The 11,486-nt window shown below is 40.8% G+C and carries 11 protein-coding genes; 3 read left to right on the top strand and 8 right to left on the bottom strand.

The annotated features are described in order from the left end of the window. Positions 1-90 precede the first annotated feature (90 nt). Entirely contained in the window at positions 91-1,149 is a 1,059-nt protein-coding gene (locus tag R2Q66_RS07380; RefSeq protein ID WP_316747381.1) for a hypothetical protein, read from the top strand. Between the two features lie 101 nt (positions 1,150-1,250). Here the strand turns inward: R2Q66_RS07380 and R2Q66_RS07375 are convergent, their stop codons facing one another. Next, positions 1,251-1,718: a DUF2059 domain-containing protein gene (locus tag R2Q66_RS07375; RefSeq protein WP_316747379.1), complete on the bottom strand. Its 468-nt coding sequence runs from the start codon at positions 1,716-1,718 to the stop codon at positions 1,251-1,253. Between the two features lie 121 nt (positions 1,719-1,839). Between R2Q66_RS07375 and R2Q66_RS07370 the strand changes: the two genes are divergently transcribed. Continuing rightward, on the top strand, positions 1,840-3,141 hold the full coding sequence (locus R2Q66_RS07370; RefSeq protein ID WP_316747378.1) for a DEAD/DEAH box helicase: 1,302 nt from the start codon (positions 1,840-1,842) through the stop codon (positions 3,139-3,141). A gap of 140 nt (positions 3,142-3,281) precedes the next feature. Here the strand turns inward: R2Q66_RS07370 and mazG are convergent, their stop codons facing one another. From mazG to R2Q66_RS07335, 7 genes are all read right to left on the bottom strand, one after another. Further along, on the bottom strand, positions 3,282-4,088 hold the full coding sequence (gene mazG / locus R2Q66_RS07365) for a nucleoside triphosphate pyrophosphohydrolase (protein WP_316747377.1): 807 nt from the start codon (positions 4,086-4,088) through the stop codon (positions 3,282-3,284). An 11-nt stretch (positions 4,089-4,099) separates the two neighbouring features. Next, entirely contained in the window at positions 4,100-4,396 is a 297-nt protein-coding gene (locus R2Q66_RS07360) for a hypothetical protein (RefSeq protein WP_316747375.1), read from the bottom strand. 18 nt (positions 4,397-4,414) lie between these two features. After that, positions 4,415-5,530 (bottom strand): AI-2E family transporter, encoded by a 1,116-nt coding sequence (locus tag R2Q66_RS07355; protein WP_316747373.1) that lies wholly within the window; start codon positions 5,528-5,530, stop codon positions 4,415-4,417. Between the two features lie 123 nt (positions 5,531-5,653). Next, a complete protein-coding gene (locus tag R2Q66_RS07350; RefSeq protein ID WP_316747371.1) occupies positions 5,654-6,604 on the bottom strand; it encodes an aldo/keto reductase in 951 nt (316 codons plus the stop codon). Between the two features lie 118 nt (positions 6,605-6,722). Further along, on the bottom strand, positions 6,723-7,385 hold the full coding sequence (mnmD, locus tag R2Q66_RS07345) for a tRNA (5-methylaminomethyl-2-thiouridine)(34)-methyltransferase MnmD (protein WP_316747369.1): 663 nt from the start codon (positions 7,383-7,385) through the stop codon (positions 6,723-6,725). Between the two features lie 116 nt (positions 7,386-7,501). Further along, positions 7,502-9,535 carry a M13 family metallopeptidase gene (locus R2Q66_RS07340; protein ID WP_316747367.1) on the bottom strand — a complete coding sequence of 678 codons (2,034 nt, stop codon included), beginning with the start codon at positions 9,533-9,535 and terminating at the stop codon, positions 7,502-7,504. Positions 9,536-9,835: 300 nt separating this feature from the next. Further along, positions 9,836-10,729 (bottom strand): DMT family transporter, encoded by an 894-nt coding sequence (locus tag R2Q66_RS07335; RefSeq protein ID WP_316747366.1) that lies wholly within the window; start codon positions 10,727-10,729, stop codon positions 9,836-9,838. 206 nt (positions 10,730-10,935) lie between these two features. On the opposite strand from R2Q66_RS07335, the gene R2Q66_RS07330 reads away from it, so the two are divergent. Then, on the top strand, positions 10,936-11,481 hold the full coding sequence (locus R2Q66_RS07330) for an RNA polymerase sigma-70 factor (RefSeq protein WP_316747364.1): 546 nt from the start codon (positions 10,936-10,938) through the stop codon (positions 11,479-11,481). Positions 11,482-11,486: the final 5 nt, after the last annotated feature.

The following is an 11,486-nucleotide window of genomic DNA, read 5'->3' as shown; positions in this document are numbered from 1 at the left end:
TGTTTTTGATTTCTTTTTGATGTAAATAAATTACCTTAATGTTGTTTGTTTGGTTTTTAATCTTAATATTCGATTAGATCCAATAAGACAATGGTTAGTAAATCTGATTCTTCCTTTATTTCCGGCCAAAAGATTCCTAAGAAAATGGATCTTTTATTAAAGGCTGCTATGGAAGAGTCTTTCCCTCACATGCTACGTTTTTTTTATAAGGATGCAGATCTGCTTTTCGATATGGAAAGGGGATTTGAGTATATGGATAAGGAACTTCTGGAGATTTATCCAGAGCGTCTGAGTAGAGGAGGGACTAGATTGGCGGATGTATTGGTTAAGGTTTTTATGAAGGATGGGGCCTTTCAGTGGTTTTTGCTACATCTGGAAATTCAGGGGAAGTATAGTTCCGGTTTCCCTTTTCGGATGTTTGAGTATTACTATCGGCTGGTAGATCGGTTTAAGGTTCCGGTAATTGCTTTCGCAATCTTTAGCGGCGCTGAAAATCAGCAGTTTTCTGATACTTATCATTCCAGTTTATTAGGGACGGGATTGGCATACCGATACCAGGGGTATCAGATTTTTCAGCATTCTGCTGGAGAATTACTAGCTATGGATAATCCTTTTGCATTGGTGGTTTTAGCGGCGCAGAAAGCTCATTTGGAAAATAAGGTGTCAGAAGCGGCGCTAGGGAAGGAACGACTAATGATTTTCAAGGCAATGTTGGCCACTGGGAAGTATGATGCAGCTCAGATGCTGAGTTTTTTAGGGTTTTTAAAACAAATTATTTACATAAAGGATCCGGAGATCAACCATCAGTTTGATCTGGAGATTGATAACTTAAAACAAGGAGAAAACAATATGGGAAGATTATGGGATGCGGTTAGTGAGTTTATGCGGGAAGAAGCGCTGATTAATGCCAGAATAGAATTACAGGGGCCGGCAGGTGATGAAATTAGAAAGGAAATGGTTAAAGAGCTCCAAACAAAAATGTTGAAAGCAGCGTATGATCGAATGTGGAAGGAACATGAAGAGCGAAATGAGGCATTGGTCAGGGAAGAATTTTTAAGAGAGTTGACTACTGAAAAAAAGAATGTGGTCAAAAAGAAGCTAATGGATGAATATGTGAGTAAGATGAGTGCAATACTAGCTACGTTATAGGGGGAAGTATTAAAAAGACGGGTATTGCTGCCCGTCTTTCAGATTAAAATATACCGTTTAAAATAAACCATTCGGTGATCAGATCAATTGGAGTTTGGATACTAATAACCCTTTTCCTGCATTTTTTTCGCCAACTGTTCTCCTAATTTCATACCCCATTGCTGCCCTGCGGCCATAGAATCCTGTAGGATAAAAGGAGTTTTTTCAGCAAACTTCTTTCCTGTAGGGGTGTGATAGAATTTAGTGATGTCTTTAACTTCGGCCTCTGTAATGTGCTTTTGGTAGATTGGAAGCAACAGCTCAAAAAGGTCTTCTTGTGCCGATTTAATGAATGTAGCCTCAAATTCCTGCCAGAAAGATTCCGGAACAGTGCTTTTTTGAGATTTGAGCATTTTTATGGTTTGTATGATGGCAACTTTGTAGGATTCAGCAGAACCTGAAGCATCCATCATTTCTTTTAGACTTACTTTATAGGAATTGTTATCCTGTCCAAAGGAAAACATACTGGTACTAATTAGTAATGCAAGTACGAGTAGTGGTTTTTTTATCGTAGTTATTATGTTTTTCATCCTTCAAATTAAAGGCTATTATCTGATATTTCCAGTAATATGTTTCCCGAATTATAAAAGGCTACAGACCTCAAGTAAATATTACGTAAATTTGCAGAATAATAATATTAATAGAGAAACTGTGTCATTAGAGAAATTAAAACTAAGCAAGCAACTGGTAATGTCAATGACTGATGCCGGATATATATCTGCGAAAGAGATTCAGGCAAAAACAATGTCAAGAATTCTTGGCGGACAGGATATCGTGGCTGTTGGCCCTGAAGGTTCAGGAAAAACTACGAACTATGTGCTTGGGGTTCTAATGCGCCTGAAATACAGCACAGATGAAGCGCCAAAAGTGCTGATCCTTGTTCCTTCCATGGAAAAGGTATTAGAGGTGATTGAAGAATTTGAGAAGCTAAATAGAAATAAAAACCTCCGTATCATGGGTCTATACGGAAACGGTGGAACAGAGCAGGATGTACTGGATCTGGTAGATGGCGTGGATATCGTGGTGGCTACACCAACAAGAGCACGTGCTATTTACCTGAAACTAGGATTAAATCTGAGCAAGTTGCAAATGTTTATCGTAGACGATGCGGAAATGATTGTGAAACAAGGAATGCAACTTCCGGTTTGTGAACTGGCAAGAAGCGCAGGTAAATGTCAGCATTTGATCTTTACAACTGTTCTTCATGAGAAACTGCACAACATGATTGATCAGTTCTTACATTTCCCAACCACTTTAGAAGTGGAAGATCTTGGTGAAAATCAAGCGAATACGCATGAATTGATCCTGTATACAGTTCCTAATCATAAAACTAAAGTGAATTTGCTTAACCTGTTGTTGAGAGATGACGAGGTATTTGATAAGGTAGTAGTATTTGTAAATACACGTTTAACTGCGCAGAAGTTGGGTAAAAGCTTGCATTCTGCAAGACCAGGCGATGTTTCTGTATTGAATCCATTGTTCTTTGACGAGGATGGATTTGACCATATTGAAGATTTCAAGGAAATTCCTGAAGCCAGAATATTAATCGTTGCCAACGAAGGTACTGCTAGTCTGGATCTTTCTGGTATTCCTTTCATATTCCATTTCGAGGTTCCTGAGCAAAAGGAAACTTTCCTAAGCAGAGTCATTAAAACCGGCGACGAAGATGTAGTAGCGATTACTTTTGCGACTGACATGGAACTGGTTGAAGTGAAAAAGATTGAACAGGCTGTTGGTAAAAAGTTAACGCTTATGGATTTACCAGAAGGATTGGTGATCGATAAAGTAGCAAAAGTTGGTGGTATTGATAAAAGCAGGATTGTTAAGGAGAAGAATGTTGCCCCTAATAATGGCGGTGGCGCTTTCCACGACAAGAAGGAAAGCAATACAAAAGATTATAACTATGGTATCGGCCAGAAGGCTAAAATGACCATGAAAAAGAAACACGGTTAATCTAAAAACCGGTTAAAATATATAAGCCCTTAGTTCTGAATTGAACTAAGGGCTTATTTTATGTATAGTGATCAAGGTTTACAGCAGCTATCAGCGTTTGGATGATCTTCTGATTGGCTAAACTTTCTTGTTCTGATGGATTAAACTTTCTTGGCTTCATTCCAATACACGTCCATTTCGGCAAGGGTCATATCCTGTAGCGCTTTACCATTTTCTTTGGCTTTACTTTCCAGGTACTGGAACCTTTTAATGAACTTCTTATTGGTTTTTTCCAGTGCATTTTCTGGATTGATATTGATGAAACGGGCATAATTGATCAGGGAAAACAGCAGGTCTCCAAACTCTTCTTCTGCCTTTTCTACGTCTATTGCCTCATTGTCTTTGGTATTGTATTCGTTTTTGAACTCCTGAAGTTCTTCTTCTACTTTATCCCAAACCTGAGTTTTATCGTCCCAGTCGAAACCAACACCTCTGGCTTTTTCCTGAATGCGACTGGCTTTAACCAGGGAAGGTAAGCCTGCCGGAACACCTGCTAACACAGATTTGTTGCCTTCTTTAAGCTTAATCTGTTCCCAATTGCGTTTTACATCATGTTCATCTTTAACCTCCACGTCGCCATAAATATGCGGGTGACGGTTAATCAGTTTATCACAAACGCTGTTCAGTACATCAACGATAGTGAAATCATTGGTTTCGGAAGCGATTCTGGCATAGAACACCAGGTGCATCATCACATCACCAAGTTCTTTTTTTACTTCTTCCAGGTCACCTTCAAGGATGGCGTCGGATAATTCGTAAGTTTCTTCAATCGTGAGGTGACGAAGGGTTTCCATGGTTTGTTTTTTATCCCATGGGCAGTCGGTACGAAGGGTATCTAATACGGTTAATAACCTTTGGAAGGCGGTTGCTGGATCAGCAGCCGTTAATGGGGCGATATGATTGGGCATTATATAGTGTTTTATTTAATGACGTTAAAGGTAATCATCATTGTGGTTAAAAAAAGAACGACCAGGCCGGATAAGAAGATAATATCCGCTGTTTTTTCCAATCGCTGGCTACTGCCCGGAGGTCTTCCCATAGAGATAAAGGAAAGGATGCAGCTGGTCATAAACAAGAGAATGGCCAATGCAGTGGTTTCATCAATTAAGGTAACATCCTGCATTTTAGAGACCTTAATCGAGGTCAATACAATAAAACAAAGCCCTAAAAGGTTAGCTGAAGTGTTTAAAATGTGTGGCGAACGGTTTTCTTTCATGAAATCCCCTTGATTAATTTATTCTTGTTCTTCTAGTTTGATATTCTTGCTAAGTCGGTAAACCTTTCTTTTCTTCGCGGGTTTATCTTCGCCGCCAAGGAGGATTCCCCAGGGTTTTAAGGAGTCTACACGGTCGAAAATGATTTTCAGCATAGCCAGGTAGGGGATACATAAAAACATCCCTGAAATGCCCCAGACCATTTCGCCGATTACGATTCCGATGAAGGCAAACAAGGCATTGATCTTCACTTTAGAGCCCACCACTAAGGGCATCAATATATTCCCGTCTACGGTATGAACCGCAATAAAGGCAATAATGACCAGCAGCACTTTGGCGGCACCGGCAGTGGCAAAGGTGATCAGTACGCTGATTACTAAAGCACTAAATATCCCGATATAGGGGATGATGTTAAATATTCCGGTGATTAAACCGAGTAAAACCGCGTATTTTACGCCTAATAACCAAAGCACCAGCATCATTAAACTGGTTACAATGACCATTTGCAGGAAAAGTCCGGTGATGTATTTCTTGATAATGTATTGAATTTGTCTAACGATTTCACTTACCTTTTCCGTGTGTTGTTCTTCGAATACGGAAGTTAAAAAGCTGAACAAGACCCTTCTGTAGTTTAGCAGGAAGAAAGTAAACAGCAACAGGAAAAACAGGAATAACAGGGAAGTGGATAAGGTGAGTAGGGTGGCGCCGACAAAAACTGCGCTGGTAGACAATGCTTTTGAAGCGCCCTCTTTCACGTATTCGATTTGTCTTTGTGCATTAACACCAAAATTGGAAGAGATCCATTGTTGCAGCTCATGGAAGGAGGTTTCGCCTTGCTGTTTTAATAAGGGCCAGTCTTGCCAAAGGTCTGTGAGTTGATTTACCAGAAAAAACAGGATGCTAGAGATCACCGCAATCATCAGTACTACGGAAATGATGGAGGCCATGCTTCTTTTCAGGCGGCATTTCTGTTCCAGGAAATTGGCCATTGGTAACAGTAAAATCGCCAGTAAGAAGGAGGTCAGTAAGGGTGCAAGGATCGTTTGTCCTAATATGGCGAGGTATCCTAAAGAAATAATAGAGAACAGGACTATCGCTAATTTAGCGTTAAATGGTTGACTAGAGCTGTTCTTCATATCTGTTTTAGGTGTTAAGCCAGGCTAATTTAGTAATTTACAGATAAAGACAAATGCCTTGCCAAATATTCTTTAGCAAGGCATTTAGAAAGATGTCTTATTATTTTTACAGGTAGGGGAGGATTATTTCCAGCTACTTGCTTCGTCTAAAATGGCGATATCTTCTATATTTAATTTTAGCATTGCTGCTTTTTTAAGGTCTTCCAATTGAGAAAGGCTTGTTACACTGGCAATAGGCGCGGTTATCGAAGGTCGGGCAAGGAGCCAGGCCAGGGATACGCTTGCCGGTGTGGCATTGTATTGTTCGGATACTTCATCCAATGCTTTCAGTATTTTGAAACCTCTGTCGTTCAGGTAACTTTTAATTCCACCGCCACGCTGACTTTTATTTAAGTCGGCCTCGGAGCGGTATTTTCCGGTTAAGAAACCACTGGCCAAGGCGTAATAATTGATGACACCAAGTTTATGCTCCAGCACTACCGCTTCTAGTTCTTTCTCATATCCTTCACGGGAATATAGATTATATTCAGGCTGGAAAGTCTGGTATTTAGGGAGACTCAATTTCTGCGCGATCTCTAAAGATTCTTGTAAACGTGCTGCGGAGTAGTTTGAAGCACCAATCCAGCGGATTTTCCCTGCTCTGATCAGCTCGTCATAAGCTTCCAGCGTCTCCGCTATCGGCGTATTCGGATCGTCGTAATGACTCTGATAAAGGTCTATATAGTCTGTTTTTAATCTTTTCAGGGAAGCATCTACACCTTCCAGGATGGTCTTTTTGGAAAGCGATTTCCCATGACCCATATCTGCGCCTACTTTAGTGGCAATGATCACCTCCGTACGGTTTTTTCGTTTTTCCATCCAGTTACCGATGATAGTTTCCGATTCTCCACCGGAGTTGCCGGGATTCCATCGGGAATACACATCTGCGGTATCAATAAAATTGAAACCGGCTTCGGTAAAGCCATCTAATATTTCGAAGGATTTCGCTTCGTCTATGGTCCAGCCAAAAACATTCCCACCAAAAGTGATCGGGTATACAAATAAATCGGAGTTGCCTAATTTTCTTTTTTCCATTGCCAGCTATCTGTTGTTTTAATTGTTCGTCTTTAATTATTAAGGGCGTATCTATTTAACAACAAAAAAGAAGAAATTGTTGTACGACCGATAATTCAGCCATGGAAAATGACATTAGTTACAACTTGGTTCCACGTAGCATTTCTCTTTTTCCAGGTGCGCCAGGTAGCTTTTCAATGGTAAAGCCATTGCTTTTTAAAGCACGTTTTAATTTTCCGGTGATGGCATAGGTGACGAAGGTTCCACCAGGTTTCAGGAAGCTACAGGTATGGGCAATGATGTCATCCGACCACATTTCCGGTTGGTGTTGTACGGAAAAGGCATCATAGTAAACCAGGTCAAATGTAGCCGGGGCTTGAAACTGGTCTAAGGTGATATGAGGGATCGTTAACTCCTGACCAGGCAAAAGGGTTACCGGTGCTTTTAGGGCTGCTAAATAATTGTTTTCTAAACTATTCCAGATGTTTTCAGGAACATATTGCTGATAACCGGTAGATTTTAAGGCATCCATTTCTAAAGGGAAAGCCTCTAATCCGGTGTATTTAACTTCCAGGTTATTCGCTATTGCATATTCCAGCGTCATCAGGAAGTTAAGTCCTGTACCGAATCCGATTTCCAGAATGGAGATTTCGCGTTGATTTTCGGCTACGTGTTTTAATCCGGCATCAATAAATACATGTTTACTTTCTTGTAAAGCACCATGTTTAGAGTGGTAATGTTCGCCAATTGTTTCGTTAAATAACGTATTGGAACCGTCGGCAGTTAAAGTTATGATATTCATTTTTACAGTTGAGCGGCATTTTATAGATAAGCCGCAAGATAACAAAAAAGCGCGGCCTTCCTTAAACAGGAGACCGCGCTTTAGCTTAATGAACGAATTTTAAAGATAGATCTGAATTACCACATTCTGATTCTGTCTTCAGGTTTTTTGTATAATTTATCACCTGGTTTCACATCAAAAGCTTTATACCAGGCATCCATATTTACGGGTGCACCAATGGTTCTGAATGGACCAGGCGAGTGTGGATCTGTTTTGATCAGCTGTGCTGCGGTTTCATCCAATACATTTCCTCTCCATACCTGAGCCCAGGATAAGAAGAAGCGTTGATCAGGTGTGAAACCATCAATTTTATCTTCTGATTGTCCTTGTTTGGTTAATTTAAAGGCGGTGTAAGCTGCATTTAAACCACCAAGGTCACCGATATTTTCGCCCATGGTTAGTTTCCCGATCACATGAATCGTATCTAAAACGGTGTAAGCATCGAATTGCTCGCCCAGGGCTTTAGTTTTTGCTTCAAATTTAACCTTGTCTTCTGCTGTCCACCAGTTGCGTAAGTTTCCGTCTTTGTCATATTGACTTCCGGAATCATCAAAACCATGAGACATTTCATGACCAATCACTGCACCGATACCGCCATAGTTTACTGCATCATCCGCATTAGGATCGAAGAAAGGGAACTGTAGAATTCCTGCAGGGAACACAATTTCATTCATCGTTGGACTGTAATACGCGTTTACGGTAGGAGGTGTCATTCCGAAACGGGTACGGTCTACTGGTTTACCCAGTTGTGTAACCATCTCATTATAGCCCCATGCACCAGCATTACGCAGGTTTTGCAGGTAAGTAGTACGGGTAATCGTTAAACCTTCATAATCTTTCCATTTGTCCGGGTAACCGATTTTAGGAACAAAAGCGTTTAATTTTTCCAGTGCTTTTCCTTTGGTTACGTCGCTCATCCAGTCCAGATTGTTGATTCTGATCTCAAATGCTTTTCTAAGGTTCGCAATTAATTCGGTCATGCGGACTTTCGCATCTGGCTTGAAATATTGCGCCACATACAATTGTCCCAGCAATTCGCCAACAGTACCATCGGTAAGCTGCGACATGCGTTGCCATCTTGGCGTTTGTACTTTCTGACCGGTTTGTGCTTGAGTAAAGGCAAAAGAAGCATTTACAAAAGGACTGCTCAGGTTAGATGCAGATGATTTTAAAACATTCCACTCCAGGTAAGTTTTCCAGTCGGCCACAGGAATAGTTTTTAGTAAACCGTCCAGGCTGACAAAGAATTTAGGGGTAGAAACCAATATCGTATCCTGTCCGTTGACTTTAAATTTAGGGAGCATCGTTACCCAGTTCAACTGAGGGGTAGATTTGCTAAAATCAGCAACGGTAAATTTATTATAGGTTTTATGTGGATCACGCATTTCCACTCTTGGCATTTGCGCTTCTGCCAGTTGCTTTTCAATGGCCATTACGGTAGCGGCTTTTTTCTTTGCTTCAGCAGGGCTATAACCTGTTAAAGTAAATAAAGTAGTCATGTACTTATCATAAGCTTCTCTGATTTTGACACTTCTGCTGTCATCTTTCAGGTAATAATCACGGTCAGGTAAGGAAGTTCCTCCCTGTCCAAGTTGTGGCATATATTTGTTGACGTTTTTTCTATCCTGGCCAATATAAAAACTAAACATTGGCGAAGCCAGTCCGGTAGTTCTCAGGTAAGCGGCATGGTCAAGAATACCTTGAAGGTCTCTGATTTGCTTGATTTTCTCCAGGTCGGCCTTAATCGGTGTATAACCTAGTTTCTCAATGGTGATACTGTCCATTGCAGCGGCATAGAAATCACCTACACGTCTTTTTACAGAACCAGCGGGCGCGGATTTGTCGGCAGCTGCATCTTCTACCAATCCTTTTACAGCATTGATATTGAAATCGCGGAGCGCATTGAAGCTTCCCCAGCGTGTTTCTTTAGCAGGAACAGGGTTGTTTTTGATCCAGGTGCCACTGGCATACTGGTAGAAATCATCACCTGGTTTAACGGTAAGATCCATATTTGCAGGATCGATGAATTTCGTTGGTGCTTGAGCATTTGCAGAATAGCTGGCAGCCAGAATCCCCAAAGCAGCAAAATAGCTTTTCAGTTTAGTAGTCATAAAATAGTTAGTTAATAGTAGATGGATCGGGTTGTAATTATCCCATAACAATTCTGGCCTTATCCATCAATGGATGAATGTAGGAAATCGCTGGAAACAAATCATATATCTACTAAAAATATTACTTATTGAACCAGTAATATATCTTGGTTAAACCTAGCATTCTGAATATGACCCCCGTAAATACAACTACCTTAATCGCTTTCATGTCTTGGGTTTTAATATCTATTTAACATATTTTAACACAATTTATTGTGTGATGCTATGAAAATTATGATATAAAGATCCAAAAGAATTTGTTTATGCTGCTTTTTTAAGGCGTTGTCGCTGACCGATATACAGGCCTAAAACCACGAGGAAGGTTCCGCAGATGGTATACCAGGTGATGGGTTCATTCATCAGCCACCAGGCATAAAAGAAACCGAATAGCGGACAAAGGAACAGCCATAAAGAGGCTTTTACGGTATCGAGTTTGAGGAGGAAAAACCAGCAGATCAGGCCGACTACAGAAACGGCAAGACTTAGCCATAGTACCGAATACCAAAAGGTGGTGTCAGGCTGGAAGGAAGATAAATCACCAAAAACAATGGTTACAGGGAGCAGGAAGAAGCCACCCAGGGTAACCTGCCATCCGTTGATGAGCAGATTTGGTAAGGTCCAGGTGACTCTTGCATAGTAAACGCTGGCAAAAGAAACGACCACCATACTGAGCATGAGCAATCCTATTCCCATCAGGCTGGTACTTTGATTCCCTAATAATGGATAGGTGGCGAAAGCGATCCCCGTCATGCCAAGTACAATACTTAATATTTCTGCTGCGGAAGGTTTTCTCCCCATCAGCCAGGAAGAAAAAAGCACGATGAGTAAAGGGTTGGTGGAAACGGCTAAACTACCAATGCCTGCCGCGGTAAATTTCATGGCATAGACATACAATCCAAGGTAAACCGCGGTATTGAGGAAGCCGAAAATGGCCAGCTGTCTCCATTCTGTCGCATTGGGCAGGCGATAGATTTTATCTTTACTGATCCCATAACAATAGCCGAGTAACACGATTCCCGCGAGGAAAAAACGAAGGTTGGCCAGGATCAGTGGCGGTGCAGACCGTACCCCGAATTTAGTAGCTACAGATGCAGATGCCCAAAGCATTGAAAATAATACCCCGATCCCAATGGTCTTGATTGTCCCTTTTGTCATTTCGATTTAAACCTAAGAAATTTGCTGATTTTTTGGAAGCTTTTAAGCTTAAGAAAGCGATAAAAAGAGTTTTTAGTCAATTTTCTGTGTAAGAACTTAATGAAAACTTAACGGTTAGTATGATCGCTCTATTTTTCTATTCCTGTACTTTTGCATTTAAATTTATATATTGGATCACCAAATAAATCAAACTAATACCTTTTTTATTGAAACAGCTAACAGACCTGGCATTGCTAGCCTTATTGAGAGAAGACAATAACGACGCGTTTAATGAGATTTATTCGCGCTATTGGGAGGTGGTGTATGCAATTGCCTGTAAGAAGCTGAACAATAGGGAAGAAGCAAAAGATGTGGTTCATGACCTGTTTATGGTGATCTGGGTGAAACGCCATTCTTTAAAAATTACCACCACTTTTATCGGGTTCATCTATACCATATTAAAAAATAAACTGACGGATCTCCAGCGCCGGCAAACTTTGCGTGTGAAGCACGATGTAGAGTTTGTAAAGATTACCGACGAAACTGATCATTCCCTTTTCGAACAATACACGACTAAAGAGCTGGCCGGTCATTTGAGACTGGAAATCCAGAGCATGCCTGTGGGGATGCGTAAAGTTTTTCAAATGAGCAGAGAAGAAGAACTTTCTGTGAATGAGATTGCCAGTCACCTTTCTATTTCTTCCCAAACGGTAAAGAATCAAATTACCAGCGCCCTGAAAAGACTGCGCCTCAAGTATCCATTCCAGGGATAAAAAAA

The organism is Pedobacter gandavensis (genome assembly GCF_032677645.1).
Lineage (GTDB): Bacteria > Bacteroidota > Bacteroidia > Sphingobacteriales > Sphingobacteriaceae > Pedobacter > Pedobacter gandavensis_A.
The sequence above is the reverse complement of the archived record's forward strand: the minus strand, read 5'-3'. Positions and strand labels throughout refer to the sequence as shown.

Bases quoted from the DNA above. Each gene is read 5' to 3' on its own strand.
- R2Q66_RS07380 (WP_316747381.1), top strand. From the start codon at position 91: ATGGTTAGTAAATCTGATTCTTCCTTTATTTCCGGCCAAAAGATTCCT.
- R2Q66_RS07375 (WP_316747379.1), bottom strand. From the start codon at position 1,718: ATGAAAAACATAATAACTACGATAAAAAAACCACTACTCGTACTTGCA.
- mazG (WP_316747377.1), bottom strand. From the start codon at position 4,088: ATGCCCAATCATATCGCCCCATTAACGGCTGCTGATCCAGCAACCGCC.
- R2Q66_RS07360 (WP_316747375.1), bottom strand. From the start codon at position 4,396: ATGAAAGAAAACCGTTCGCCACACATTTTAAACACTTCAGCTAACCTT.
- R2Q66_RS07355 (WP_316747373.1), bottom strand. From the start codon at position 5,530: ATGAAGAACAGCTCTAGTCAACCATTTAACGCTAAATTAGCGATAGTC.
- R2Q66_RS07350 (WP_316747371.1), bottom strand. From the start codon at position 6,604: ATGGAAAAAAGAAAATTAGGCAACTCCGATTTATTTGTATACCCGATC.
- mnmD (WP_316747369.1), bottom strand. From the start codon at position 7,385: ATGAATATCATAACTTTAACTGCCGACGGTTCCAATACGTTATTTAAC.
- R2Q66_RS07340 (WP_316747367.1), bottom strand. From the start codon at position 9,535: ATGACTACTAAACTGAAAAGCTATTTTGCTGCTTTGGGGATTCTGGCT.
- R2Q66_RS07335 (WP_316747366.1), bottom strand. From the start codon at position 10,729: ATGACAAAAGGGACAATCAAGACCATTGGGATCGGGGTATTATTTTCA.